Source organism: Streptomyces sp. HUAS 31 (genome assembly GCF_028198125.1).
Lineage (GTDB): Bacteria > Actinomycetota > Actinomycetes > Streptomycetales > Streptomycetaceae > Streptomyces > Streptomyces chartreusis.
In genome coordinates, this window is record NZ_CP116353.1 from 2,493,471 (window position 1) to 2,519,157 (window position 25,687).

Annotated in this window: 21 protein-coding genes; 11 read left to right on the forward strand and 10 right to left on the reverse strand. The window is 71.4% G+C overall.

Translation table 11 applies throughout. The features are described from left to right. The first annotated feature begins 28 nt into the window (after nucleotides 1–28). On the forward strand, nucleotides 29–934 hold the full coding sequence (locus tag PGH47_RS10995) for a hypothetical protein (RefSeq protein WP_271663266.1): 906 nt from the start codon (nucleotides 29–31) through the stop codon (nucleotides 932–934). Between the two features lie 94 nt (nucleotides 935–1,028). Here the strand turns inward: PGH47_RS10995 and PGH47_RS11000 are convergent, their stop codons facing one another. Together PGH47_RS11000 and PGH47_RS11005 are read right to left on the reverse strand one after the other, a co-directional pair. Next, a complete protein-coding gene (locus PGH47_RS11000; RefSeq protein ID WP_271663267.1) occupies nucleotides 1,029–1,934 on the reverse strand; it encodes an SDR family oxidoreductase in 906 nt (301 codons plus the stop codon). 1 nt (nucleotide 1,935) lies between these two features. Beyond that, on the reverse strand, nucleotides 1,936–2,676 hold the full coding sequence (locus PGH47_RS11005) for an SDR family oxidoreductase (RefSeq protein ID WP_271663268.1): 741 nt from the start codon (nucleotides 2,674–2,676) through the stop codon (nucleotides 1,936–1,938). 55 nt (nucleotides 2,677–2,731) lie between these two features. On the opposite strand from PGH47_RS11005, the gene PGH47_RS11010 reads away from it, so the two are divergent. From PGH47_RS11010 to PGH47_RS11025, 4 genes are read left to right on the forward strand one after another with little or no spacing between them, the layout of a single operon-like run. Further along, on the forward strand, nucleotides 2,732–3,490 hold the full coding sequence (locus PGH47_RS11010) for an enoyl-CoA hydratase family protein (protein ID WP_271663269.1): 759 nt from the start codon (nucleotides 2,732–2,734) through the stop codon (nucleotides 3,488–3,490). After that, entirely contained in the window at nucleotides 3,491–4,336 is an 846-nt protein-coding gene (locus PGH47_RS11015; protein ID WP_271663270.1) for a CoA transferase subunit A, read from the forward strand. After that, nucleotides 4,333–5,052, forward strand: coding sequence for a CoA-transferase subunit beta (locus PGH47_RS11020; protein WP_271668027.1), 720 nt, complete (start codon nucleotides 4,333–4,335; stop codon nucleotides 5,050–5,052). The genes PGH47_RS11015 and PGH47_RS11020 overlap by 4 nt, the downstream gene beginning before the upstream one ends. Then, nucleotides 5,052–6,101: an NAD(P)H-dependent flavin oxidoreductase gene (locus PGH47_RS11025; protein ID WP_271663271.1), complete on the forward strand. Its 1,050-nt coding sequence runs from the start codon at nucleotides 5,052–5,054 to the stop codon at nucleotides 6,099–6,101. The genes PGH47_RS11020 and PGH47_RS11025 overlap by 1 nt, the downstream gene beginning before the upstream one ends. On the opposite strand, the gene PGH47_RS11030 is transcribed toward PGH47_RS11025, so the two are convergent. The 3 genes from PGH47_RS11030 to PGH47_RS11040 are packed head-to-tail and all read right to left on the reverse strand — an operon-like array spanning nucleotide 6,085 to nucleotide 8,681. Next, complete coding sequence (locus PGH47_RS11030; protein WP_271663272.1) at nucleotides 6,085–7,242, reverse strand: acetyl-CoA C-acetyltransferase; 1,158 nt, start codon at nucleotides 7,240–7,242, stop codon at nucleotides 6,085–6,087. The two genes, PGH47_RS11025 and PGH47_RS11030, sit on opposite strands and share 17 nt — an antisense overlap. Before the next feature lie 26 nt (nucleotides 7,243–7,268). Then, nucleotides 7,269–7,880, reverse strand: a complete 612-nt coding sequence (locus tag PGH47_RS11035) for a TetR/AcrR family transcriptional regulator (protein ID WP_271663273.1) — start codon at nucleotides 7,878–7,880, stop codon at nucleotides 7,269–7,271. Between the two features lie 15 nt (nucleotides 7,881–7,895). Continuing rightward, entirely contained in the window at nucleotides 7,896–8,681 is a 786-nt protein-coding gene (locus PGH47_RS11040) for an SDR family oxidoreductase (protein WP_271663274.1), read from the reverse strand. Nucleotides 8,682–8,749: 68 nt separating this feature from the next. Between PGH47_RS11040 and PGH47_RS11045 the strand changes: the two genes are divergently transcribed. Together PGH47_RS11045 and PGH47_RS11050 are read left to right on the forward strand one after the other, a co-directional pair. Further along, a complete protein-coding gene (locus PGH47_RS11045; protein ID WP_271663275.1) occupies nucleotides 8,750–9,925 on the forward strand; it encodes an acyl-CoA dehydrogenase family protein in 1,176 nt (391 codons plus the stop codon). Continuing rightward, nucleotides 9,925–10,893 (forward strand): acyl-CoA dehydrogenase family protein, encoded by a 969-nt coding sequence (locus tag PGH47_RS11050; RefSeq protein ID WP_271663276.1) that lies wholly within the window; start codon nucleotides 9,925–9,927, stop codon nucleotides 10,891–10,893. The genes PGH47_RS11045 and PGH47_RS11050 overlap by 1 nt, the downstream gene beginning before the upstream one ends. On the opposite strand, the gene qcrB is transcribed toward PGH47_RS11050, so the two are convergent. Both qcrB and PGH47_RS11060 read right to left on the reverse strand, forming a co-directional pair. Further along, on the reverse strand, nucleotides 10,868–12,517 hold the full coding sequence (gene qcrB / locus PGH47_RS11055; protein WP_271663277.1) for a cytochrome bc1 complex cytochrome b subunit: 1,650 nt from the start codon (nucleotides 12,515–12,517) through the stop codon (nucleotides 10,868–10,870). The two genes, PGH47_RS11050 and qcrB, sit on opposite strands and share 26 nt — an antisense overlap. Before the next feature lie 88 nt (nucleotides 12,518–12,605). Then, a complete protein-coding gene (locus tag PGH47_RS11060) occupies nucleotides 12,606–13,328 on the reverse strand; it encodes a vWA domain-containing protein (RefSeq protein ID WP_030948600.1) in 723 nt (240 codons plus the stop codon). 145 nt (nucleotides 13,329–13,473) lie between these two features. Between PGH47_RS11060 and PGH47_RS11065 the strand changes: the two genes are divergently transcribed. After that, nucleotides 13,474–14,427, forward strand: a complete 954-nt coding sequence (locus PGH47_RS11065; protein WP_271663278.1) for a rhomboid family intramembrane serine protease — start codon at nucleotides 13,474–13,476, stop codon at nucleotides 14,425–14,427. Continuing rightward, complete coding sequence (locus PGH47_RS11070) at nucleotides 14,424–15,332, forward strand: chitosanase (protein WP_271663279.1); 909 nt, start codon at nucleotides 14,424–14,426, stop codon at nucleotides 15,330–15,332. Before PGH47_RS11065 ends, PGH47_RS11070 begins: the two co-directional genes overlap by 4 nt. A 191-nt stretch (nucleotides 15,333–15,523) precedes the next feature. Here PGH47_RS11070 and PGH47_RS11075 read toward each other — a convergent pair whose 3' ends face one another. The 3 genes from PGH47_RS11075 to PGH47_RS11085 all read right to left on the reverse strand — a co-directional run bounded on the left by PGH47_RS11075 (nucleotide 15,524) and on the right by PGH47_RS11085 (nucleotide 22,678). Then, on the reverse strand, nucleotides 15,524–16,984 hold the full coding sequence (locus tag PGH47_RS11075) for a glutamate synthase subunit beta (RefSeq protein WP_271663280.1): 1,461 nt from the start codon (nucleotides 16,982–16,984) through the stop codon (nucleotides 15,524–15,526). Then, the gene (gene gltB / locus PGH47_RS11080; RefSeq protein WP_271668028.1) at nucleotides 16,977–21,575 is read right to left on the reverse strand and encodes a glutamate synthase large subunit; all 4,599 of its coding nucleotides are present in this window, start codon (nucleotides 21,573–21,575) and stop codon (nucleotides 16,977–16,979) included. The genes PGH47_RS11075 and gltB overlap by 8 nt, the downstream gene beginning before the upstream one ends. A 371-nt stretch (nucleotides 21,576–21,946) precedes the next feature. Beyond that, entirely contained in the window at nucleotides 21,947–22,678 is a 732-nt protein-coding gene (locus PGH47_RS11085) for a VIT1/CCC1 transporter family protein (RefSeq protein ID WP_107907089.1), read from the reverse strand. 272 nt (nucleotides 22,679–22,950) lie between these two features. Between PGH47_RS11085 and PGH47_RS11090 the strand changes: the two genes are divergently transcribed. Together PGH47_RS11090 and PGH47_RS11095 are read left to right on the forward strand one after the other, a co-directional pair. Continuing rightward, a complete protein-coding gene (locus tag PGH47_RS11090; RefSeq protein ID WP_271663281.1) occupies nucleotides 22,951–24,018 on the forward strand; it encodes an ADP-ribosylglycohydrolase family protein in 1,068 nt (355 codons plus the stop codon). Nucleotides 24,019–24,437: 419 nt separating this feature from the next. Then, nucleotides 24,438–25,685, forward strand: coding sequence for an ADP-ribosylglycohydrolase family protein (locus PGH47_RS11095; RefSeq protein WP_271668029.1), 1,248 nt, complete (start codon nucleotides 24,438–24,440; stop codon nucleotides 25,683–25,685). Nucleotides 25,686–25,687 lie beyond the last annotated feature (2 nt).

Here is a 25,687-nt window from a genome sequence, read left to right on the forward strand (position 1 = left end):
GGTTTCCAGGCGTCTTGGGGGTACCGGCGTGGCGAACGGCGGACCGGTCCAGCACGGCTTCCCGCATCTGGAGACGGTGCGGGCCTCGATCACCGCGCTCTACAGGCGGCTGTCGTACGACACCGTCCAGACCTTCGCGACCAGCGTGGCCCCTGCCGACGTGGCGTTCTGCGACACCGACGACCTGCATCTGGGCGCGCAGCGGGTGGCCCGCGAGCTGGTGCGGCACTACCGGCTGCCGGACGCCCGGCTGATCGTCGGCTTCCGGGAGATGAGCCACGCGGCGAACGTCGAACTCGCCGCCGGGCCCGAGTACTTCGTCGAGCTGAACGACCGCTTCCGCACCCATCGCCGGGACATCGGGGCGGCCCTCGCCCACGAGGTGACGCATGTGTATCTGCACCGCCTCGGCCTGTCCTTCCCGGGCACCCGCGACAACGAGATCCTCACGGACACGGTGACGACGTATCTGGGCGCGGGCTGGCTGCTGCTCGACGCGTACCGGGAGGACTCGGCGTCCTCGCAGAAGCTGGGGTATCTGACGCCGGAGGAGTTCGGCTACGTCCTCGCCAAGCGGGCGCAGGTCTTCGCCGAGGACCCGTCGATCTGGTTCACCAGCCCGCAGGCGTACACGGCGTACGGCAAGGGTGTGGCGCAGGCCCGGCACGACGAGCAGCAGCCTCCGCTGACGGCGGCCGGCTGGGCGGGGCGGCGGCGCTACGCCCGGGACCGGCGGCATGCGCAGGAGCATCAGGGGGCCGGTCCGGCCGGTCCCCGGGCGGGGGTTCCCTATACGTTCACGCCGGACGGGCATGGGCCGTTGCGGGTGTCGTTTCCGTGTCCTACGTGTCAGCAGCGGATCCGGGTGCCGGTGAAGGGGCGGGTTCGGGCGCGGTGCGGGCTGTGCCGGACGGTGCTCGAATGTGATACGTGAGCGCCTAGTGGGGTGCCGCGTCGTGATGTCGGGCGGCTGCGGGTCGTTCGGGGCTTGTCGCGCAGTTCCCCGCGCCCCTGGAGGGGCATCCCGGTCAAGCTCCGTACACCTGTCCCGGTGTCTCCGCCTCCCCCAGCAACTTCCGTGCCGCCTCTCCCACCTCCCCCGGCGTCCACCTCGCCCCCTGGTCCGCACTCGGGCCCGGCCGCCACCCCTCCATCACCGTGATCCGGCCGCCCTCAGTCTCGAAGACGCGACCCGTGACGCCGGCGCTCGGTTCCGCGCCCAGCCAGACGACCAGCGGGGAGACGTTCTCCGGGGCCATGGCGTCGAAGCCGGAGTCGGGGGCGGTCATCGTGTCGGCGAAGGTGTGCTCCGTCATACGGGTGCGGGCCGCCGGGGCGATCGCGTTGACCTGGACGCCGTAGCGGGCCAGTTCGGCCGCCGCGACCAGGGTGAGACCGACGATCCCGGCCTTCGCGGCGCTGTAGTTCGACTGCCCGACCGAGCCCAGCAGCCCTGCCCCGCTGCTCGTGTTGACGATCCGGGCGGCCGGGGCGCGGCCCGCCTTGGCCTCCGCCCGCCAGTGCGCGGCGGCGTGCTTCAGGGGGAGGAAGTGGCCCTTGAGGTGGACGCGTACGACGGCGTCCCAGTCGTCCTCGTCGAGGTTGACCAGCATCCGGTCGCGCAGGAACCCGGCGTTGTTGACGAGGGTGTCGAGTCGGCCGTACGTGTCCAGCGCGGCCGCCACCAGGGACGCGGCCCCGGCGCTCGTCGCCACGTCGCCGCCGTGCGCGATCGCTTCACCGCCCGCCGCGCGGATCTCCTCGACCACGTGCAGCGAGGGGCCGTCGGCGCCCGGTGTGCCGTCGAGGCCGACACCGAGGTCGTTGACGACGACCTTCGCCCCCTCGGCGGCGAACGCGAGCGCGTGCGCACGGCCGAGCCCCCGGCCCGCCCCGGTGACGACGACGACCCGTCCTTCGCACATCCGGCTCATGTCAAACCTCCTTGTTGGCCGTTGCGGCGTCCAGGAACGCGGGCCGTTCGCCCCCGCCGTGCACATGCAGGCTCGCCCCGCTGATGTAGGCGGCGGCCTCGGAGGCGAGGAAGACGGCGGCCGCGCCGATGTCGGACGGTTCGGCGAGGCGGCCGAGCGGGACGGTGCGCGAGACGGAGGCGATGCCCTCCTCGCCGCCGTAGTGCAGGTGGGACAGTTCGGTGCGGACCATGCCGACGACGAGCGTGTTGACGCGCACCCGCGGCGCCCACTCCACCGCCATCGAGCGGGCCAGGTTCTCCAGGCCCGCCTTGGCCGCCCCGTACGCCGCCGAGCCGGGCGAGGGCCGCCCGCCGCTGACGCTGCCGATCATCACGACGGACCCTCGCGACCGCTCCAGGTGCTCGTACGCGGCGAGCGACGCCGTCAGCGGGGCCACGAGGTTCAGTTCGATGACGCGCGCGTGCCGCTCGGCGTCCGCGTCCGTCAACCTCCGGTACGGCGTGCCACCCGCGTTGTTGACGAGTACGTCCAGCCGGGGCAGAGCCGCGAAGAAGCCCTGTACGGCAGCCGGGTCGCGCAGGTCCAGCGGCCTGAACTCGACGCCCGGGAGCGGGACTTCGGGGGGTCTGCGGGCGCAGATCACGACCTGCGCGCCGGCTTCGGCGAAGGCCCTCGTCACCCCCGCGCCGACGCCGCGCGTACCCCCTGTGACGACAACGACCTTCCCGTCCAGCCCCATTGGCGGCTACCCTTCCACCTAACAAACGTTTGGTGGAAAGGTAGCTGATGCGGCCATGGGTGTCTCCACCTCGTCCCCGGAAAAGGGGTCCGAAGAAGAAGGAATCGCGGTCGTCACGGTCGACTTCCCACCGGTGAACGCCCTGCCGGTGACCGGCTGGTTCGCCCTGGCCGACGCGGTGCGGGAAGCGGGCCGCGATCCGGAGGTCCGGTGTGTCGTCCTCGCGGCGGAGGGGCGCGGGTTCAACGCCGGTGTGGACATCAAGGAGCTCCAGCGGGGCGGGAGCGACGCGCTGATCGGCGTCAACCACGGCTGCGCGGAAGCCTTCGCGGCCGTGTACGAGTGCGAGGTGCCCGTGGTGGCGGCGGTGCACGGCTTCTGTCTGGGCGGCGGCATCGGTCTGGTGGGCAACGCGGACGCGATCGTGGCGAGCGAGGACGCCACCTTCGGGCTGCCGGAGCTGGACCGGGGCGCCCTGGGCGCGGCCACCCATCTGGCCCGCCTGGTCCCCCAGCACCTGATGCGTGCCCTGTACTACACCTCGCGCACCGCGACCGCGGCCGAGCTGCACGCGCACGGCTCGGTGTGGCGGGTCGTGCCGCGCGAGGAACTGCACGCCCGCGCCATGGAGTTGGCGCGCGAGATCGCCGCGAAGGACGGGCGGCTGCTGCGCCTGGCCAAGGCCGCGATCAACGGCATCGACCCGGTCGACGTCCGCCGCAGCTACCGCTTCGAGCAGGGCTTCACCTTCGAGGCGGGCCTCAGCGGGGTGGCCGACCGGGTCCGGGACACCTTCGGAAGGGACGGTGGCTGAGTGAGCGACAAGACGACGACCGCGGACGAGGTCGCATCGCGGCTGCGCAGCGGCATGACGCTCGGCATCGGCGGCTGGGGCTCGCGCCGCAAGCCGATGGCCCTGGTCCGCGCGCTGCTGCGCTCCGACGTCACGGACCTCACGGTCGTCTCGTACGGCGGCCCGGACGTCGGGATGCTGGCCGCCGCGGGACGGATCCGCAAGCTGGTCGCCCCCTTCGTCACCCTCGACTCGATCCCGCTGGAACCGCACTACCGCGCGGCCCGCGAGCGCGGCGCCTTCGAGCTCATGGAGATCGACGAGGCGATGTTCATGTGGGGCCTGCACGCCGCCGCGAACCGGCTGCCGTTCCTGCCGGTGCGGGCGGGGCTGGGTTCGGACGTCATGCGGGTCAACCCCGGCCTGCGGACGGTGACTTCGCCGTACGACGACGGGGAGACGTTCGTGGCCGTGCCCGCCCTGCGGCTGGATGCGGCCCTGGTCCACGTGGGCCGCGCCGACCGGCAGGGCAACGGCCGGTATCTGGGGCCCGACCCCTACTTCGACGACCTCTTCTGCGAGGCCGCGGAGACGGCGTACCTCTCCTGCGAACGGATCGTCGACACGGCCGAGCTGACGAAGGAGGCCGCCCCGCAGTCGCTGCTGATCAAGCGGCACACGGTGACGGGGGTCGTCGAGGCCCCGAACGGCGCGCACTTCACGTCCTGCGCCCCCGACTACGGCCGCGACGAGGCCTTCCAGAAGGCGTACGCGACGACGCCCTGGACGGACTTCGCAGCGCGGTTCCTCGGCGGGGACGAGCAGGCGTACCAGTCGGCGGTCAGGGAGGGGGAATGGACGTCATGACCGAGGCCACCCGTGCCGAGTACTGCGTGATCGCCTGCGCCGAGGCCTGGCGCGACGCCGGGGAGGTGCTGGCGAGCCCGATGGGCCTGATCCCGTCCGTCGGGGCCCGGCTGGCGCGCCTGACCTTCTCGCCGGACCTGCTGCTGACCGACGGCGAGGCGCTGCTGGTCACCCCGGACGGCACCGTGGAGGGCTGGCTGCCGTACCGGCAGCACCTCGCCCTGGTCACCGGGGGCAGGCGGCACGTGATGATGGGCGCGAGCCAGATCGACCGGTACGGCAACCAGAACATCTCGTGCATCGGCGACTGGGAGCGGCCGAAGAGGCAGCTGCTCGGGGTGCGGGGCGCCCCGGTCAACACCCTCAACAACCCGACCAGTTACTGGATCCCCAGGCACTCCCGGCGGGTCTTCGTCGAGAAGGTCGACATGGTGTGCGGGGTCGGATACGACCACGCGGCCGGCGCCCGGTACCACCGGATCCCCCGTGTCGTCTCCGACCTGGGTGTCTTCGACTTCGACACGCCCGACCGGTCGATGCGGCCGGCCACGCTCCACCCGGGCGTCACAGTGGAGCAGGTCAGGGAGGCGACGTCCTTCGAACTGGCCGTCCCGGACGACGTGCCGCGGACCCGGCCGCCCACCGCCGAGGAGCTTCGGCTCATCCGCGAGGTGATCGACCCGGGGAACACCCGCGCCAGGGAGGTCGGCGCGTGATGGAGACGCCGCTGACCCGGCTGGTCGGGGTGCGCCGTCCGATCGTGCAGACGGGGATGGGCTGGGTGGCCGGTCCCCGGCTGGTCTCCGCGACGGCGAACGCGGGGGCGCTGGGCATCCTGGCCTCCGCGACGATGACGATCGACGGGCTGCGTGCGGCGATACGGGAGGTGAAGTCCCGTACGGACGCGCCGTTCGGGGTGAATCTGCGGGCGGACGCCTCGGACGCCGGCGACCGGGTCCGCGTGATGATCGACGAGGGGGTGCGGGTCGCGTCCTTCGCGCTCGCGCCGTCAGTTGAGCTGATGGCCGAGCTCAAGGACGCCGGCGTGGTCGTGATCCCCTCGATCGGTGCCCGGCGGCATGCCGAGAAGGTCGCGGCCTGGGGTGCGGACGCGGTGATCGTGCAGGGCGGGGAGGGCGGCGGGCACACCGGCGAGGTGGCGACGACCGTGCTGTTGCCGCAGGTGGTGGACGCCGTGGAGATACCGGTCGTGGCAGCCGGCGGCTTCTTCGACGGGCGGGGGCTGGTCGCCGCGCTGTCCTACGGGGCGGCCGGCATCGCCATGGGCACGCGGTTCCTGCTGACGTCGGACTCGACGGTGCCGGACGCGGTGAAGGCGCGGTATCTGGCGGCGACCGTACGGGATGTCACGGTCACCACGGCCGTGGACGGCCTGCCCCACCGCATGCTGCGCACCGACCTGGTCGACGCGCTGGAGCGCTCCGGCCGCACGCGGGCGTTCCTCCAGGCGGTCCGCCGGGCGGCGGGCTACCGCAAGCTGTCCGGCACGACCTGGCGCCGCATGCTCCACGACGGCCGGGCACTGCGGCACGGCAAGGACCTGACCTGGAGCCAGGTCCTGCTCGCCGCGAACACCCCGATGCTGCTCAGGGCGTCCATGGTGGACGGTCGCACGGACCTGGGCGTGATGGCCTCCGGACAGGTCGCCGGCGTGATCGACGACCTGCCGTCGTGCGCGGAACTGGTGGACCGGATCATGAAGGAGGCCGAGGACACCTGTCGGCGTCTCACACCCTCTCGATGATCGTCACGTTCGCCTGTCCCCCGCCCTCGCACATCGTCTGGAGCCCGAACCGGCCGCCGGTGCGCTCCAGTTCGTGCAGCAGGGTCGTCATCAGCTTCACGCCCGTCGCGCCCAGCGGATGCCCCAGGGCGATCGCGCCGCCGTTGACGTTGACCTTGTCGGGGTCCGCGCCGGTCTCCTTCAGCCAGGCCAGGACGACCGGCGCGAAGGCCTCGTTGATCTCGACGAGGTCGATGTCGTCGATCGACAGACCCGTCTTCTTCAGGGCGTGGGCGGTGGCGGGTATCGGGGCGGTGAGCATGCGGATGGGATCCTCGCCGCGCACCGAGAGGTGGTGCACCCGGGCCCGGGGCGTGAGGCCATGCTCGCGCACCGCCCGCTCCGAGGCCAGCAGCATCGCCGCCGCGCCGTCGGAGACCTGCGAGGAGCACGCGGCGGTGATCGTGCCGCCGTCGACGACCGGCTTCAGCCCGGCCATCTTCTCCAGCGAGGTGTCCCGGCGCGGCCCCTCGTCGACGCCGACCCGGCCGTACGCCACGGTCTCCCGCTCGAAGCGGCCCTCGTCGATCGCGCGCAGCGCCCGCCGGTGCGAGCGCAGGGCGAACTCCTCCTGGTCCTGCCGGGTGATCCCCCATTTGCCGGCGATCATCTCGGCGCCGACGAACTGATTGACCGGCTTCTCCCCGTACCGCGCCCGCCACCCCTCGCTGCCCGCGAAGGGCCCCGCGGTCAGCCCGAGCGGCTCGGCGGCCTGCCGGGTGGCGAAGGCGATGGGGATCATCGACATGTTCTGCACGCCGCCCGCGACCACCAGGTCCTGGGTGCCGGACAGCACGCCCTGCGCGGCGAAGTGCACGGCCTGCTGCGAGGACCCGCACTGCCGGTCCACGGTCACGCCCGGCACCTCCTCGGGCAGCCCGGCGGCCAGCCAGCAGGTCCGCGCGATGTCCCCGGCCTGCGGCCCGACGGCGTCCAGACAGCCGAAGACGACGTCCTCGACGGCCGCCGGGTCCATGCCCGCGCGCTGCACCAGCGCCTTGAGGACATGCGCGCCCAGGTCGGCCGGATGGACCCCGCTGAGTCCTCCTCCGCGCCGCCCGACGGGCGTACGGACCGCTTCGACGATGTAGGCCTCGGCCATGGCAACTCCCCGGTGGGAACAGTGGGTTATGTGCGTACGGCGATCCCGTCCAGCACCATCGACAGGTACTGCCGGGCGATCTCCTCGGGGCTGTGCTGTCCGCCGGGCCGGTACCAGGACGCGGCGACCCACACCGTGTCGCGCACGAACCGGTAGGTCAGCCGGACGTCGAGGTCGGACCGGAACACCCCGGCCGCGACCCCGCGCTCCAGCGTGGACAGCCAAGCCTTCTCGAACTTGCGCTGCGACTCGGCGAGAAACGAGAACCGCTCCTGCGCGACGAGCTGCCGGTTCTCCTTCTGGTAGATCGCGACGGCGGCGCGGTGCCGGTCGATCTCCCGGAACGACTCGGTGACCAGCGCCTCCAGCGTCTCGCGGGGGCCCAGCTCGGCTTCCAGGACGGCGTCGTAGCCGCTCCACAGCTCGTCGAGGAAGGTCCGCAGGATCTCTTCGAGCATCGACTCCTTGGAGTCGAAGTGGTAGTAGAGGCTGCCCGCGAGCATGCCCGCGTGGTCGGCGATCTTGCGTACGGTGGTGGCGTTGTAGCCCTGCTCGGCGAAGACCTCGGCGGCGGTTTCGAGGAGTTCGCGACGCCGAGCGGCCGCGGCGGTCACCTGGGTCTTCTTCTTGGTCGGCACGGGTCCATTGTCGTCCTAGGCGTGCTGGCTGCTGACGGGGACGATCTCCCCGGTCATGTACGAGGAGTAGTCCGAGGCCAGGAAGACGATCACGTTGGCCACCTCCCAGGGCTCGGCGTACCGCCCGAACGCCTCCCGCGCGGTCAGCTCCTGGAGCAGTTCGGGGGTCGTCACCTTCGCGAGGTGCGGGTGCATGGCGAGGGACGGCGAGACCGCGTTGACCCGCACGCCGTACTCGGCGGCCTCGATCGCCGCGCACCGGGTCAGCGCCATCACGCCCGCCTTGGCGGCCGCGTAGTGCGCCTGTCCGGCCTGGGCGCGCCAGCCGACGACGGAGGCGTTGTTGACGATCACGCCGCCGCCGGTGTCCCGCATCCGGCGCAGGGCGGCCCGGGTGCATCTGAAGGTGCCGTTCAAGGTGACGTCTAGGACCTTCGACCACTGTTCGTCGGTCATGTCGGCGAGCGGAGAAGTCCCGCCGAGGCCGGCGTTGTTGACGACGACGTCGAGCCGGCCGTGCTCCCGCACGGCGGTGTCGAACAGCGCGCGCACCTGTGTCTCGTCGGTGACGTCGCACACCGCGGAGCTGACCGCGCCCTCGAACTCCCGGGCCAGTTCGGCCTCGTGCTCCTTCAGCCGCCGTGCGTGCGCGTCGCTGATCAGCACGCGCGCGCCCTCTTCGAGGAAGCGGCGGGCGGTCGACCCGCCGATGCCGGCACCGGCCGCCGCGGTGATGACGGCGGTGCGCCCACGGAGCAGTCCGTGCCCGGGAACGTACGTCGGTGCCTCGACGTTTGTCATGGCAGCACGCTAACCTACCAAACACTTGTTAGGGAAGACCGGTAAGCCCGCAGGGAGGGAGCGCGACCGTGGATCTGCGTCACTCGGCCGGGGACGAGGCGTTCCGCGCCGAGGCCCGTGCCTGGCTGCACGCGCATGTGCCGCCCGATCCGCTCCCCTCCCTGGAGACCGAGGAGGGTTTCGCGGCGCACCGGGTCTGGGAGGCCGAACTCGCCGCGGACCGCTGGTCGGTGGTGAACTGGCCGGCCGAGTACGGCGGCCGGGACGCCTCACTGATGCGCTGGCTGCTGTTCGAGGAGGAGTACTACGCGGCGGGGGCGCCCGGCCGCGTCGGTCAGAACGGCGTCAGCCTGCTGGCCCCGACCCTCTTCGACCACGGCACCGAGGAGCAACGCGCGCGCGTGCTCCCGTCCATGGCCACCGGCGAGGTGATCTGGGCGCAGGCGTGGTCGGAGCCGGAGGCGGGCTCCGACCTCGCCTCACTGAGGTCCAGGGGCGTGCGCACGGACGGCGGCTGGCTGCTCAGCGGCCAGAAGACGTGGTCCTCGCGGGCCGCCTTCGCCGACCGCGCGTTCGGCCTGTTCCGCACCGACCCGGACACCCCGAAGCCCCACCAGGGCCTGACCTACCTGATGTTCGACCTGCGCGCCCCCGGGGTCACGGTCCGCCCCATCGCGCGTCTCGACGGCAAGCCCGCCTTCGCCGAGCTGTTCCTGGACGAGGTGTTCGTGCCCGACGAGGACGTCATCGGCGGGCCCGGCCAGGGCTGGCGGATCGCGATGGCGGCGGCGGGCAACGAACGCGGTCTGATGCTGCGCTCCCCCGGCCGTTTCCTCGCGGGCGCCGACCGGTTGCACCGCCTCTGGCAGTCCCAGGGCAGCCCCGGGTACGCACGTGACCGGGTGGCCGACGCCCTGATCGGCGCCCGCGCCTACCAGCTCTTCACCTACGCCGCCGCCTCCCGCTTCCTCGACGGCGGTGGGGGTCCCCCCGCGCGAGCGGATTCGAGCGTGGGGGAGATCGGCACGGAGTCCAGCCTGAACAAGGTCTTCTGGTCGGAGTACGACATCGCGCTGCACGAGACGGCCCTCGATCTCCTGGGCGCCGACGGCGAGCTGGCCGACTCCGACTGGTCCGAGCGCTATGTCTTCTCCCTGGCCGGGCCCATCTACGCCGGGACGAACGAGATCCAGCGCGACATCATCGCCGAGCGGCTGCTCGGCCTGCCGAAGGGGCGCCGCTGATGAGGTTCCTCCTCGACGCCGAGCAGCGCGCCTTCACCGGCTCCCTGGACGCGATGCTGACGGCGGCGGACACACCGTCGGTGGTGCGGGAGTGGAGCCGGGGCGAGCACGCGAGTGGCCGGTCGCTGTGGTCGCGGGTCGCCGATGCGGGGGTGTTCGCGCTGGCGGTGCCCGAGGTTCACGAAGGGCTGGGCGTGCGGCCCGTGGAACTCGTCGTCGCCTTCGTGGAGTTGGGCCGTCACGCGGTGCCGGGGCCGCTGGTGGAGACGGTCGCGGCGGCGGCACTGCTCTCCGGCCTGCCGGACCCCGGCCCGGCCAAGCGGCTGCTGCCGGCGCTGGCGGCGGGGGACGCCATGGCGACGCTGGCGTGGCGGACGCCGTACGCCCTGGACGGCGACGTGGCCGCGACACGCCTCGCGCTCACCGCCGAGGGCCTGCGCCTCGCCCCCGGCCACGGCCCGGTGCGGGCCTCCCTGGACCCGGCCCGCCGCCTCACCCCGCTGGACCCCGGCGGCGAACTCCTCGCCACCGACCCGCCCACCGCCGAAGCCCTCAAGTGGGCCCGTCTGGCCACGGCGGCCCAGGCCCTCGGTGTCGGCCTCACCCTGCTCGACCGGACCGTCACCCACGTCAAGCAGCGCACCCAGTTCGGTGTCCCCGTGGGCTCCTTCCAGGCCGTCAAGCACCGCCTGGCGGACGCGAAGGTGGCGCTGGAGTTCGCCCGGCCCCTGCTGTTCGGCGCCGCCCTCACCATGGACCCGGCCGACGTCGCCGCCGCCAAGGTCACGGCCTGCGAGGCCGCGTACGCCGCCGCCCGGACCGCGCTCCAGTTGCACGGCGCGATCGGCTACACCGCGGAGTACGACCTGTCGCTGTGGCTGACCAAGGCCCGCGTCCTGCGCACCGCGTGGGGCGGCCCGCAGGAGTGCCGGGCCGAGGTGCTCAGTGGCGGTGCTCGCCGCTGGTGACCTCGCGGTACTCCTCCACCGTCGGCTTCTCGATCCGCGACGCGGACCCGAACATCGCCCGCGCCAGCCGGGCCCGCACCCGCTGGGAGGGGGTGACCCGGCGCCGGACGCCGTTCGCGTCGACCGTCGGCCCGATCTCGTACGGCGGATGCTGTTCGTGCTGGGTCAGGGTGTGCAGCTGACCTTGCGTGAGCGGCTCGTGGACCTCGATGTACTCGCCGTGCGGCAGCCGTTTGATGGTGCCCGTCTCCCGGCCGTGCAGCACGTTGTCCCGGTCCCGGCGTTGCAGCCCGAGACAGATCCGCTTGGTCACGACATAGGTCAGCACCGGCACCACGAACACCGCGATCCGCACGAACCAGGTGATCACGTTGATGGACAGATGCAGATGCGTGGCCACGATGTCGTTGCCGCCGCCGATCAGCAGCACCGCGTACAGGCTCAGCCAGGCCGCGCCGAGCCCGGTGCGCACGGGCACGTTGCGCGGCCGGTCGAGGATGTGGTGCTCCCGTCTGTCGCCGGTGACCCATGCCTCCAGGAAGGGATAGAGGCCGAGCGCGAGCAGGATCAGCGGGAAGAGCGAGAAGGGGATGAAGACGCCCAGTTCCAGGGTGTGGCCCCAGGCGTTGAGCTCCCATCCCGGCATCACCCGGATCAGGCCCTCGGAGAAGCCGAGGTACCAGTCCGGCTGGGCGCCGGTGGTCACCAGGTCGGGCCGGTAGGGCCCGAACGCCCACACGGGGTTGATGCTGGCGACGCCGCCCATGAGCGCCAGCACGCCGAAGACCAGGAAGAAGAAGCCGCCCGCCTTGGCCATGTACACCGGCAGGAACGGCATGCCGACGACCGACTTCTGGTCGCGGCCGGGACCCGGGTACTGCGTGTGCTTGTGGTAGAAGACCAGGATCAGATGGGCGACGACCAGGCCCAGCATGATCCCGGGCAGCAGCAGGATGTGGACCGGGTACAGCCGCGCGATGAAGTCCTCGCCGGGGAACTCCCCGCCGAAGAGGAAGAACGCCAGATACGTCCCGACGATCGGCACCGACAGGATCGCGCCGTACGCGAACCGCAGGCCGGTGCCGGACAGCAGGTCGTCGGGGAGGGAGTAGCCGGTCAGGCCGGTGATGATGCCGAGCATCAGCAGGGTCCAGCCGAACACCCAGTTCAGCTCGCGCGGCTTGCGGAAGGCGCCGGTGAAGAACACCCGCATCATGTGCACGAGCATGCCGGTGACGAAGACCAGCGCCGCCCAGTGGTGGATCTGCCGGATCAGCAGCCCGCCGCGCACGTCGAAGCTGATGTCGAGCGTGGACTCGTAGGCCCTCGTCATCAGGACGCCGTTGAGCGGCTCGTAGGTGCCGTTGTAGACGACCTCGGCTGTGCTCGGCTCGAAGAACAGGGTGAGGTAGACGCCGGTGAGGATCAGTACGAGGAAGCTGTAGAGGCAGACCTCGCCCAGCATGAACGACCAGTGGTCCGGAAAGACCTTGCGCATGTTGGCCTTGGCCAGCGCGTAGATCCCGAGCCGCCCGTCCGCCCAGTCGGCGACCCGCTCGCCCTTCCCCGGCGGTGCGGACCGTCGCCCCGCAGCCGCCCCGTTGCCCGATCCCGCGCCGTCCATAGACCGTCGCCCTCCCGTCGGATCGCCTCAGGGTGTCACGGGGGTGGGGGCCCGGCCAACGGTGCGGACAAGCCGGAAACCCGGGCCGTCACGGCCGTACGATCCCCTGGGCCCGCGCGGCGACCAGCCACTTCGGGAACTCCCCGACCAGGCGGTCGTACAGCTCGGCCTCGGAGACCCTGCCCGGGTCCGCGCCGGCGTGGAAGAACCCGGCGTTGTCGACCACCCGCTTCTGCGGCACGGCGAGGTCGTCGAGCTTGCGCAGGAAGTCGAACTGCTTGCTCGTCGGGTCCCCGAACCCGACGAACTGCCAGAACAGCGGAAGCCTGGCCGCCTTGCACAGATAGCGTTCCGCGGCGAGCTTGTTGATGGGGCCGCCGTCGGTCTGGAACACGACCAGGGCGGGGTCCGTGGAGCCGCTGTCCAGGTAGTGGTCGATGACGGCGTCCATGGCCAGGTGGTAGCTGGTCTTGCCCATGTGCCCGAGTCCGGCCACGATCCGCTCGATCCGGCCCCGGTGGTCGGCGAGCGCGATGTCCGTGACGGCGTCGACGTCGGTGGAGAAGAAGACCACCGGAACCGTGCCGTCGTCGTCGAAGTGCGCCGACATCCCGAGCACCCGGTCGGCGAGCGCCTGCACGCTGCCGTCCTTGTAGTACGGCTTCATCGAACCCGAGTAGTCGACCACGAGATAGACCGCGGCCCGCACCCCGTCGAGCCCGTGCTTGCGGAGCGACACCCCGGCGCTCTTGTACAGGCTGACCAGCGCGGGCGCGGTCTCCTCCACCTTGCTCAGACTGATCGCCGCCATATGCTTTCCCCCTCGCGCGTCACACTGGCTGCCGAGATTACGACACCATGGGCCCCGCCCCTCCCTCGGCCCACAGGTGTTCGATATTTTGTTCGCCGCCGTCCCCACCGGCTCACCGTTCGTCCAGTTCTCCGAGGAGCCGGCTGTGGAGCCCGAGTCCACCCAGTCCGAGTCGCCCCAGCCCACCGTCACGACCTGCTATCGCCATCCCAGGGTCGAGTCCCACGTCCGCTGCACCCGCTGCGACCGGTACATCTGCCCGGACTGCATGCGCGAGGCGGCGGTCGGCCACCAGTGCGTGGAGTGTGTGAAGGACGGCGCGCGGTCGGTGCGGCAGGCCCGGACGGTCGTCGGCGGCCGGATCGCCGCGACCCCGCTGGTGACGTCGGTGCTCATCGGGCTGAACGTCCTCGCCTATCTGGCCGAGGTGGTGCGCCCGGAGATCCTTGACCGGTTCTCGATGCTCAGCGCCCGGCTGGTCGGGCCGGACGGCGGCTTCTACCTCTACCAGTCGGGGTACCCGTCGGACTTCCACGCCGAGGGCGTGGTCGCCGGGCAGTGGGAGCGGTTGCTCACCGGCGGTTTCCTGCATCTGCCGCCGACGGAGGGCACCTTCGGGCTGCTGCACATCGTGATGAACATGCTCTCGCTGTGGCAGCTGGGCCGGGTCGTGGAGCCCATGCTGGGCCGGATCCGCTATGTCGCCCTCTATCTGCTGGCGACCCTCGGCGGCTCGGTCTTCGAGCTGCTGCTCACCGAGGTGAACGTGGAGTCGGTCGGCGCGTCGGGCGCGATCTTCGGGCTCGGCGCCGCTTACTACGTCCTCGCCCGCCGGGTCGGCGCGGACATGCGGTCCGTCAACCGGTTCATGGTCTTCCTGCTGCTGTGGCTGCTGCTGTCCGCCGGCCTCACCTCCTGGCAGGGCCACCTCGGCGGACTGCTGACCGGCGCGGCGGTGACGTTCGCCTACGCGTACGCCCCGCGCGGGCCGCGGCAGGCCCTGATCCAGGCGGTCGCGTGTGCGGGCGTGCTGGTCCTGCTGGCGGCGGTCGCGTTCGCCAAGGTGTCCGAGCTGACCGGTGGAGGCGTGGCCCAGTGAGACGTACCGGCATCCTGCTGTTCGCGGCCGTCCCCGTGGCCATCACCGCGGCCGCCTACTTCCTCGTCCCGACCGACTCCGCCGACAGCCCGGCCGAGCCGCCCGTCGTCACCACGCAGCAGACCTCCCGCCAGGACGCCAAGAGCCGCGCCGAGCAGGAGCGGGCGGCCGACGACAAGCTGATCGCGGGCCTGCCGCTGGGCCTCGCCGCCCCGGCGAAGAAAGCACTGGCCCAGCAACTGGTGTCCAGCGCCGAGAACTCGACCCTGAACTGGCGCACCACCTTCGGCTACATCGAGGACATCGGCGACGGCCAGGGCTACACGGCCGGCATCATCGGCTTCTGCACCGGCACCAACGACCTGCGCACCCTGGTCGAGCGCTACACCGACGAGCATCCGGACAACGGGCTCGCCAAGTACCTGCCCGCCCTGCGCGCGGTCGACGGCACCGACTCGCACGAGGGTCTCGACCCCGGCTTCACGGCCGCCTGGAAGGCGGAGGCCCGGCAGCCGGCGTTCCAGGAGGCGCAGCTCGCCGAGCGCGACCGCGCCTACTTCGAACCTGCGGTCCGTCTCGCCAAGCTCGACGGCCTCGGAACGCTGGGCCAGTTCATCTACTACGACGCGATGGTCTTCCACGGCCCCGGCATCGACGACGACGGCTTCTACGTCCTGCGCGAGCGTGCCCTGCGCGAGGCGGACTCCCCGTCCCAGGGCGGCTCCGAGAAGGCGTATCTGGACATCTTCCTGGACATCCGCCGCGAGGCCATGAAGGAGAAACGTCCCGGCACCGACACCAGCCGCATCGACACGGCCCAGCGGCAGTTCCTGTACGACGGGAACCTCAAGCTCACGACACCGCTGCGGTGGCAGGTGTACGGGGAGACGTACAGGGTGCCCTGAAATCGCGACGGTTCGACAGCGCGCCCCTGAAGGGGCGCGGGGAACCGCGCGGCCGGCCAGGACGGCGCCGCAGCCGGCCGACTCCCAGAAAGGGCGACGGCGCCCGCCCATTCGTCCGGTCGGGGACAAGGGGCAGGCGCCGTCAGTGTTCCGTACGCCGTTGTACGGGACGTTCTCGGTGATCCTCCGGATCAGACCATCAGCGAGCGGTCCGTCGGCTTGATCGGGGCCGGCAGGTCGCTGGCGCCGGTCAGGAAGCGGTCGCAGCCGCGGGCGGCCGAGCGGCCCTCCGCGATGGCCCACACGATCAGCGACTGACCGCGGCCCGCGTCACCGGCGACGAACACGCCCGGGACGTTGGTCTGGAAGTCGGCGTCGCGGGCGATGTTACCGCGCTCGTCCAGGTCCAGGCCGAACTGCTCGACCACGCCGTTCTCCCGGTCGGTGCCGGTGAAGCCCATGGCGAGGGTGACCAGCTGGGCCGGGATCTTGCGCTCGGTGCCCGGCTTCGGGGTCAGCTTGCCGTCGATGAACTCCACCTCGGTGAGGTGCAGCCACTGGACGTTGCCGTCCTCGTCGCCCTCGAAGTGGGTGGTGGAGACGGAGTAGACCCGCTCGCCGCCCTCCTCGTGCGCCGAGGTGACCTTGTAGAGCATCGGGAAGGTCGGCCACGGCTGGTGCGGGGCACGGTCCTCGCCCGGCCGGGGCATGATCTCCAGCTGCGTGACGGACGCCGCGCCCTGGCGGTGGGCGGTGCCCACGCAGTCGGCGCCGGTGTCGCCGCCGCCGATGACGACGACGTGCTTGCCCTCGGCCGAGATCGGGGAGGTGACGTAGTCGCCCTCCTGGACCTTGTTGGCCAGCGGCAGGTACTCCATCGCCTGGTAGACGCCCTTGAGCTCCCGCCCGGGGACGGGGAGGTCACGGGCGGTGGTGGCGCCGGCGGCGATCACGACGGCGTCGTACCGCTTCTTGAGGTCGGTCGCCTTGAGGTCGCGGCCGATCTCGATGCCGGTACGGAAGCGGGTGCCCTCCGCGCGCATCTGCTCGATACGGCGGTTGATGTGCCGCTTCTCCATCTTGAACTCGGGGATGCCGTAGCGGAGCAGGCCGCCGATGCGGTCGGCGCGCTCGTAGACGGCGACGGTGTGGCCGGCCCGGGTCAGCTGCTGGGCGGCGGCCAGGCCCGCCGGGCCCGAGCCGATGACGGCGACGGTCTTGCCGGACAGGCGCTCGGGGACCTGCGGTTCGACGTCACCGCTGTCCCACGCCTTGTCGATGATGGAGACCTCGACGTTCTTGATGGTGACGGCCGGCTGGTTGATGCCGAGCACGCACGCCGACTCGCAGGGAGCGGGGCAGAGGCGACCGGTGAACTCCGGGAAGTTGTTGGTCGCGTGCAGCCGCTCGCTGGCGGCGGCCCAGTCCTCGCGGTAGGCGTAGTCGTTCCACTCGGGGATGAGGTTCCCGAGCGGACAGCCGTTGTGGCAGAACGGGATGCCGCAGTCCATGCAGCGGCTGGCCTGCTTGCTGATGATCGGCAGCAGGGAGCCGGGGACGTAGACCTCGTTCCAGTCCTTCAGACGCACGTCAACCGGGCGGGACTTGGCGACCTCGCGGCCGTGGTTCAGGAAGCCCTTCGGGTCAGCCATTGATCGCCGCCTCCATCATCTTCTCGGTGATCTCGGACTCGGAGAGTCCCGCCTGCTCGGCGGCGTCCTTGGCGGCGAGCACTGCCTTGTACGTGCTGGGGATGATCTTGCTGAAGCGCTCGACGGCGGTGTCCCACTCGGCCAGGAGCTTCTCGGCGACCGTGGAGCCGGTCTCCTCCTGGTGGCGGCGCACGACGTCGTGCAGCCACTGCTTGTCGGTGTCGTCGAGGGTCTCGACGGCGCTCACATTGCCGACGTTGACGTTGTCGCGGTCGAGGTCGATGACGTAGGCGATGCCGCCGGACATGCCGGCCGCGAAGTTACGGCCCGTCTCGCCCAGGACCACCGCGTGGCCACCGGTCATGTACTCGCAGCCGTGGTCGCCCACGCCCTCGGAGACGACCGTCGCGCCGGAGTTGCGGACGCAGAACCGCTCACCGGTACGGCCGCGCAGGAACAGCTCGCCGCCGGTCGCGCCGTAGGCGATGGTGTTGCCCGCGATCGTCGAGTACTCGGCGAGGTGGTCGGCGGCCCGGTCCGGGCGGACGATCACACGGCCGCCGGAGAGGCCCTTGCCGACGTAGTCGTTGGCGTCGCCCTCCAGGCGCAGCGTGACACCGCGCGGGAGGAAGGCACCGAAGGACTGGCCCGCGCTGCCGGTGAAGGTGATGTCGATGGTGTCGTCGGGCAGACCGGCACCGCCGAACTTCTTCGTCACCTCGTGGCCGAGCATGGTGCCGACCGTGCGGTTGATGTTGCGGACCTTGATCTGCGCGCGCACCGGCTGGGCGTCGGTCGCGGAGTCCGCGGCCAGCGCGTCGGCGGCGAGCTTGATGAGCTCGTTGTCGAGCGCCTTCGCCAGGCCGTGGTCCTGCTCGATCAGCTGGTGGCGCACCGCGCCCTCGGGCAGCTCGGGCACGTGGAACAGCGGCTCCAGGTCCAGGCCCTGCGCCTTCCAGTGGTCGACGGCACGCGTGACGTCCAGCGTCTCGGCGTGGCCGACGGCCTCCTCGATGGTGCGGAAGCCCAGCTCGGCGAGGATCTCGCGGACCTCCTCGGCGATGAACTGGAAGAAGTTCACGACGTACTCGGCCTTGCCGGAGAACCGGTCGCGCAGCGTCGGGTTCTGGGTGGCGATGCCGACCGGGCAGGTGTCCAGGTGGCAGACGCGCATCATGATGCAGCCGGAGACGACGAGCGGCGCGGTCGCGAAACCGAACTCCTCGGCGCCGAGCAGCGCGGCGATGACGACGTCGCGGCCGGTCTTCAGCTGACCGTCGGTCTGCACGACGATGCGGTCGCGCAGGCCGTTGAGCAGCAGGGTCTGCTGGGTCTCGGCGAGGCCGAGCTCCCAGGGGCCGCCCGCGTGCTTGAGCGAGGTGAGCGGGGAGGCACCCGTACCGCCGTCGTGGCCGGAGATGAGCACCACGTCCGCGTGTGCCTTGGAGACACCCGCGGCGACGGTGCCGACGCCGACCTCGGAGACCAGCTTGACGTGAATCCGCGCCTGCGGGTTCGCGTTCTTCAGGTCGTGGATCAGCTGGGCCAGGTCCTCGATGGAGTAGATGTCGTGGTGCGGCGGCGGGGAGATCAGGCCCACGCCCGGCGTCGAGTGACGCGTCTTGGCGACCCACGGGTAGACCTTGTGGCCGGGCAGCTGGCCGCCCTCGCCGGGCTTGGCGCCCTGGGCCATCTTGATCTGGATGTCGTCGGCGTTGACCAGGTACTCGGACGTGACACCGAAGCGGCCGGAGGCGACCTGCTTGATGCTGGACCGGCGCGCCGGGTCGTACAGACGGTCCGGGTCCTCGCCGCCCTCACCGGTGTTGGACTTGCCGCCAAGCTGGTTCATGGCGATGGCGAGGGTCTCGTGCGCCTCCTTGGAGATGGAGCCGTACGACATGGCGCCGGTGGAGAAGCGCTTGACGATCTCGGAAGCGGGCTCGACCTCGTCGATGGAGATCGGCTGCCGGTCGGACTTGAAGCCGAACATGCCGCGCAGCGTCATCAGACGCTCGGACTGCTCGTTCACCCGGTCCGTGTACTTCTTGAAGATGTCGTAGCGGTTGGATCGCGTCGAGTGCTGGAGGCGGAAGACCGTCTCCGGGTCGAACAGGTGCGGCTCGCCCTCGCGGCGCCACTGGTACTCGCCGCCGATCTCGAGGGCGCGGTGGGCCGGGGCGATGCCGCTGGCCGGGTACGCCTTCGCGTGGCGGGCGGCGACCTCCTTGGCGATGACGTCGATACCGACGCCGCCGATCTTGGTGGCCGTGCCGTTGAAGTACTTCTCCACGAAGGCGTCGTCGAGACCGACGGCCTCGAAGACCTGGGCGCCTCGGTAGGAGGCGACGGTGGAGATGCCCATCTTGGACATGACCTTCAGGACGCCCTTGCCGAGGGCGTAGATCAGGTTGCGGATCGCCGTCTCGGCCTCGATGCCGGGCAGGAAGGTGCCGGCGCGGACCAGGTCCTCGACGGACTCCATCGCCAGGTACGGGTTGACCGCGGCGGCGCCGAAGCCGATGAGCAGCGCGACGTGGTGGACCTCGCGGACGTCGCCGGCCTCGACCAGCAGGCCCACGTGGGTGCGCTGCTTGGTGCGGATGAGGTGGTGGTGGACGGCCGCGGTGAGCAGCAGCGACGGGATCGGCGCGTGCTCGGCGTCGGAGTGGCGGTCCGACAGCACGATCAGCCGGGCGCCGTTCTCGATGGCGGCGTCGGCCTCGGCGCAGATCTCCTCTATGCGCGCGGCCAGCGTGTCGCCGCCGCCGTGCACCCGGTACAGGCCGGACAGGGTCGCGGCCTTGAAGCCGGGCATGTCGCCGTCGGCGTTGATGTGGATGAGCTTGGCCAGCTCGTCGTTGTCGATCACCGGGAACGGCAGGGTGACGCTGCGACAGGAGGCGGCCGTCGGGTCGAGCAGGTTGCCCTGCGGGCCCAGCGAGGAGTTCAGCGAGGTGACGAGCTCCTCGCGGATGGCGTCCAGCGGCGGGTTGGTGACCTGCGCGAACAGCTGGGTGAAGTAGTCGAAGAGCAGACGCGGGCGCTCGCTGAGCGCGGCGATCGGCGAGTCGGTACCCATCGAACCGATCGGCTCGGCACCGGCCTTGGCCATCGGGGCGACGATGACGCGCAGCTCCTCCTCGGTGTAACCGAAGGTCTGCTGGCGGCGGGTGACCGAGGCGTGGGTGTGCACGATGTGCTCACGCTCGGGCAGGTCGGAGAGCTCGATCTCGCCGGCCTCCAGCCACTCCGCGTAGGGCTGCTCGGCGGCGAGCTGGGCCTTGATCTCGTCGTCCTCGATGATGCGGTGCTCGGCGGTGTCCACGAGGAACATGCGGCCGGGCTGGAGGCGGCCCTTGCGGACGACCTTCGCGGGGTCGATGTCGAGGACGCCGACCTCGGAGCCGAGGACGACGAGGCCGTCGTCGGTGACCCAGTAGCGGCCGGGGCGCAGGCCGTTGCGGTCGAGGACGGCGCCGACCTGGGTGCCGTCGGTGAAGGTGACACAGGCCGGGCCGTCCCAGGGCTCCATCATCGTGGAGTGGAACTGGTAGAAGGCGCGCCGGGCCGGGTCCATGGAGTCGTGGTTCTCCCACGCCTCGGGGATCATCATCAGCACGGAGTGCGGCAGCGAACGGCCGCCCAGGTGCAGGAGTTCGAGCACCTCGTCGAAGGACGCGGAGTCGGAGGCGTCCGGGGTGCACACCGGGAAGATGCGGTCGAGCGCCTTGTCGTCGGACCCGAACAGGTCGGAGACGAGCTGCGACTCGCGGGCCACCATCCAGTTGCGGTTGCCCTTGACGGTGTTGATCTCACCGTTGTGCGCGACGAAGCGGTACGGGTGCGCCAGCGGCCACGACGGGAAGGTGTTCGTCGAGAAGCGCGAGTGGACGAGGGCGACGGCCGAGGCGAAGCGGCGGTCGGACAGGTCCGGGAAGAAGGGCTCCAGCTGGCCGGTGGTCAGCATGCCCTTGTAAACAATCGTGCGAGCCGACAGCGACGGGAAGTAGACACCGACCTCGCGCTCGGCGCGCTTGCGCAGTACGAAGGCCTTGCGGTCGAGCGCGATGTCCTTCGAGGAACCGTCAGCCACGAAGACCTGGCGGAAGGCGGGCATCGTCGAGCGGGCCGTGGCACCGAGCAGCTCGGGGGCGACGGGAACCTCGCGCCAGCCGAGGACGGTCAGACCCTCCTCGGACGCGATCGTCTCGATCTGCGAGACGGCGTCCTGGGTCCCCTCCTCCGGCAGGAAGGCGATACCGACGGCGTACGCACCGGCCTCGGGAAGCTCGAATCCGGTCACCTCACGCAGGAAGGCGTCCGGCACCTGGGAAAGGATGCCCGCGCCGTCGCCCGAGTCGGGCTCGGAACCCGTGGCGCCGCGGTGTTCGAGATTGCGCAGAACGGTGAGCGCCTGCTCGACCAGCGTGTGGCTCGCCTCACCGGTGAGGGTGGCCACGAAGCCGACGCCACAGGCGTCGTGCTCGTTGCGGGGGTCGTACATACCCTGCGCAGCAGGGCGAGCATCCATGAACGACCAGTTCTGGCCATTCGTGGAGTGCTGGGACGGCTGGCGCGGCGTACGCATCGGCTCTCCCGTCGTCGTCATCTGGCATATGCAAATTGCCGAGGGACGACGTTGGCCCTCTGCGTGAGTGCAAAATTTCGTGCAGGTTACATGATGGGGCGGTTCTCGGGAAGCGGGATAATCCGTTCCACCATGCGGACACCACGGGCTACGGCAAGGGTTCCGCGCACATGGCTCGAAGTATGTGGGGACCGAGCGGGACAGGTCTGTGTCCGACGGTCCAGGGGGCGGAGGAGGCGTCGTCGCCGACCCCGCGAGTGCGCCCCAGGCGTCATTGCCCACAGCGCTTACGGCTCATGCCCCGTGGTCACGCATCCGAAACCAGCGAGTAACGGCTACTTATGCGGCCCAACGCATAAGTTCCAGCCGAGCTATCCTACGGCCGTTCCGAACAAACTGCCCAGGGCGTACGTCACACCGGCCGCGGCACCACCCAGGGCGAGCTGCCGCAGACCGCTGTACCACCAGCTGCGCGCAGTCACCTTGGCCACGACCGCACCGCACAGGAAGAGGCCGAGAAGCGCCAGCAGCAGGGCCGGCCACAGGGTGGTGGCACCGAGCAGATACGGCAGTACGGGCAGCAGGGCACCCAGCGCGAACGAGCCGAACGACGAGACGGCCGCGACCAGCGGCGACGGCAGATCGCCGGGGTCGATGCCGAGCTCCTCGCGGGCATGTATCTCAAGGGCCAGCTCGGGATCGCGCGAGAGCTGCTCGGCGACGGCCTTCGCGAGCTCGGGTTCGACGCCTCGGGCCTGATACAGCGCGGCGAGCTCGGCCTCCTCGTCCTTGGGGTGCTTGCGCAGCTCCCGGCGCTCGACGTCCAGCTCGGCCTCGACGAGCTCGCGCTGCGAGGCGACGGAGGTGTACTCACCGGCGGCCATGGAGAAGGCACCGGCCGCGAGACCGGCGAGACCGCTCAGCACGATGGTCTGATGACTGACCGCACCACCCGCGACACCGGTCATCAGAGCGAGGTTGGAGACCAGGCCGTCCATCGCACCGAAGACGGCGGGGCGCAGCCAGCCACCGTTCACATCGCGGTGCGTGTGGTTGTCACGGTGCGCCTCGTGCAGCGCGGCCTCGGTTTCGATGATGGCCATGAAGGTGTCCCCCAGGTACTCAGGTAAGGCTGTCTTTAGACGAGTTCTACTCTTCGACAACGCCAAATCTACGCCGGGAAATTCCACCTCGCCAGCAAGGAAAGGCTCGTCTAACCTGCGGTTTTGCCTAGAACGCTCATTCGTGGAGGGGTGTGCACAAATGTCGACCGGGTGTCTCTGAGGCTTCCGAGGCTCAGGTCAACCGCCGACGGTGGGACACATCCGCAAAGGGCTCCGCGCCCTGGGTGGAGCCCCCGGAGGAGAGGCCGCGTATGGCATCGATCGCCTGCACCCCCTCGGTTCCGGCGCCCGGGGACGCCGCCGAACTGCGCCGACGGGCGCGCGGCGCGCTGCTGGGCCTGGCGGTCGGCGACGCGCTCGGCGCTCCCGCCGAGAACATGAAGCCCTCGGAGATCCGTGCCCGCTGGGGCCGGGTGACGGGATTCGTCACCGACAACCCCTCGGGCACGGACGACACCGAGTACGCGATCTTCTCGGGCCTCCTCCTCGCCCGGCACGGCTCGGCCCTCACCCCGGCCCATGTGGAGGCTGCCTGGCACGAGTGGATCGCGGACCGGGCCGAGGGCCCCTTCCGGGGCGCGGGCTTCAGCGAGCGCGGCACGCTGGAGAACCTGCGCCGGGGCCTGGCCGCGCCCATCTCCGCCCAGCACCGGCACGCCTGGAGCGACGGTCTCGCGATGCGGGCGGCCCCTTTCGGTGTCTTCGCCGCCGGCCGGCCCTCCGAGGCGGCTCGCCTGGTCGCGATCGACGGCTCGGTCAGCCACGACGGCGAGGGCATCTACGGCGGCCAGGCGGTGGCGGCGGGGGTCGCCGCGGCGATGGCGGGGGCACCGACGATCGCCGTGGTCGCCTCGGCCCTCGCCGTGGTCCCGGACGACTCCTGGACGGCCCGCTCCCTGCGCCGGGCGGCCGCGGTGGCCCACCGCGGCGAACGCGCGGTCCGCTCCGCCGTCGTGATCGGCGGCTACCCGTGGACCGACCTGGCCCCCGAGGCGGTCGCGCTCGCCTTCGGGGCGTACGCGGCGGCGGACGGCGACTTCGTCCAGGCGGTGCTGACGGCGGTGAACATGGGCCGCGACGCCGATACGACGGCGGCGGTGGCCGGGGCACTGGCGGGCGCGACCCAGGGCGAGTCGGCGATCCCCGCGGACTGGGCGGCGGCGATCGGCCCGGCCCGCGGCAGCTGCCTGCCGTCGATGGCCGGACACCACGTACTGGACGTGGCGGAACTCCTGGTCCCGGGCGAGGACAGAAAGTGGGCGACCGGCGGTCTCACACCGACCGAGGCGCCCTCCGCACGCGAAGGGGCCGCCCGATGACACCACCGACCCCATGGGACGAGGCCACCTCGACAACACCCCCACCGGAAGCCGACCCGAGCCTCCTGGCCCACTCCCCGACCCCCACGGACACAGAGCCCGCACCACTGACGACCCCGACCGACTCCCCTGACACCGGCCCCACCCCACTCACGCCCCCGACCGCCCCAGCCGACACCGGCCCCACCCCGCTCACGCCCCCGACCGCCCCAGCCGACACCGACCCCACACCGCTCACGCCCCCGACCGCCCCAGCCGACACCGGCCCCACACCGCTCACGCAATCGCCTGACCCTGCCGACGTCGAAACCGCGCTGCTCGCACAGCCGCCCCACCCCACCGACGCCGGACCCACGCCGCTCACCGCCACGACCGCCCCTGCCGACACCGACCCCACACCACTCACGGCGCCGGCCGACCTGCGAACGCCCCCGCCCCACTCACCCGCAGTCGCCGACGGCGTGCAGCCCCCACCAGGGCCACCCGCACCCGACGACGAAACTCGCACGGGTGGTGCGGGTGGGAAACAGCAGGCCGAAGGCGGAGCCGAGGCCGGTCAGCGCGTCCTCGGCCTGCTCCTCGGCCTCGCCGCAGGCGACGCCGCCGGCTGGCCCGCCGCCCGCCACCGTGCCGCCCGCATGCCGGAATGGACCCGCCGCCTCACCCGGGAACTCGACACCTTCGCCGAGCACAACGCGACCACCACCCTCCCCGTCCCGATCGCCCTCAACCAACCCCCCGAACCCCTCCGCCTGGGCCCCTCCGACGACGCGGAATGGGCGACCTTCGCCGCCGAAGCCGTACTGAGAGCCGGCGACGACACGGCCCTCGGCGACCTCAGCCGGGAACGCCGCACCCGAGCCGCCATCGACCTCACCTGGAACGCCGTCGCCAGCGAGGTGGCCGCCGCGGCCGACCGCGCCCCGGAGATCGAGTCGGCCATCCTCCCCCTGCGCGCCCGCATCTCCGTCCGCGCCGGCCTCGGCAACCTCGCCACCGGCCTGCGGCCACCCGCCACCGGCCACGACAACCCGCACTACTTCGACGACGCCGCCTGCATCCGCGCCTGTGTCCTCGCCGTGGCACACCCCGGCGACCCCCACCGCGCCGCCGACCTCGCCGAGTTCGACGCCCGCTACACCCAGGACGGCGACGGAGTGCACGGTGCGAGGGCGATGGCGGCGGCCGTGTCCCTGGCCCTGACCGGCGCGAACACCACGGCCTGCGTGACAGCCGCCCTCGCCGAACTCCCCGAGGAGACGGAGATCGGCCGGAACGCCCGCCACGCCCTGCACCTCGCCCGGACCGCCGACAGCGCCTTCGCCCTGATCCCCCTCCTGGAACACCAGATCGTCGACCACGTCTACAGCTACGGCATCGCCGCCGCCGAGACGGTCCCGGTCGCCCTCGCCCTCACGGTCGCCTCCGACGGCCGTATCGCCGAGGCGGTCCCCGCCGCCGCGTGCCTCTCCCGCGTCGCCGACTCCGCACCGGCCCTGGCCGGCGCGCTGACCGGCGCCCTGGGCGGCGGCGCGTCGATCCCCGCGTCCTGGCGCGACACCTGCCGCACCCTCTCCGGCTGCGTGCTCCCCCGCCTCACCGGCACCGACCTGGTGGAACTCGCCGAACTCCTGGAAGCCACACAACCGGCCCGACCAGGAGGATGATT

Coding starts and splice junctions, on each gene's coding strand:
- PGH47_RS11020 (WP_271668027.1), top strand. CDS start 4,333: ATGACCGAGGCCACCCGTGCCGAGTACTGCGTGATCGCCTGCGCCGAG.
- PGH47_RS11050 (WP_271663276.1), top strand. CDS start 9,925: ATGAGGTTCCTCCTCGACGCCGAGCAGCGCGCCTTCACCGGCTCCCTG.
- PGH47_RS11025 (WP_271663271.1), top strand. CDS start 5,052: ATGGAGACGCCGCTGACCCGGCTGGTCGGGGTGCGCCGTCCGATCGTG.
- qcrB (WP_271663277.1), bottom strand. CDS start 12,517: ATGGACGGCGCGGGATCGGGCAACGGGGCGGCTGCGGGGCGACGGTCC.
- PGH47_RS11005 (WP_271663268.1), bottom strand. CDS start 2,676: ATGGGGCTGGACGGGAAGGTCGTTGTCGTCACAGGGGGTACGCGCGGC.
- PGH47_RS11060 (WP_030948600.1), bottom strand. CDS start 13,328: ATGGCGGCGATCAGTCTGAGCAAGGTGGAGGAGACCGCGCCCGCGCTG.
- PGH47_RS11030 (WP_271663272.1), bottom strand. CDS start 7,242: ATGGCCGAGGCCTACATCGTCGAAGCGGTCCGTACGCCCGTCGGGCGG.
- PGH47_RS11085 (WP_107907089.1), bottom strand. CDS start 22,678: ATGGCCATCATCGAAACCGAGGCCGCGCTGCACGAGGCGCACCGTGAC.
- PGH47_RS11090 (WP_271663281.1), top strand. CDS start 22,951: ATGGCATCGATCGCCTGCACCCCCTCGGTTCCGGCGCCCGGGGACGCC.
- PGH47_RS11075 (WP_271663280.1), bottom strand. CDS start 16,984: ATGGCTGACCCGAAGGGCTTCCTGAACCACGGCCGCGAGGTCGCCAAG.
- PGH47_RS11040 (WP_271663274.1), bottom strand. CDS start 8,681: ATGACAAACGTCGAGGCACCGACGTACGTTCCCGGGCACGGACTGCTC.
- PGH47_RS11000 (WP_271663267.1), bottom strand. CDS start 1,934: ATGAGCCGGATGTGCGAAGGACGGGTCGTCGTCGTCACCGGGGCGGGC.
- gltB (WP_271668028.1), bottom strand. CDS start 21,575: ATGCGTACGCCGCGCCAGCCGTCCCAGCACTCCACGAATGGCCAGAAC.
- PGH47_RS11010 (WP_271663269.1), top strand. CDS start 2,732: ATGGGTGTCTCCACCTCGTCCCCGGAAAAGGGGTCCGAAGAAGAAGGA.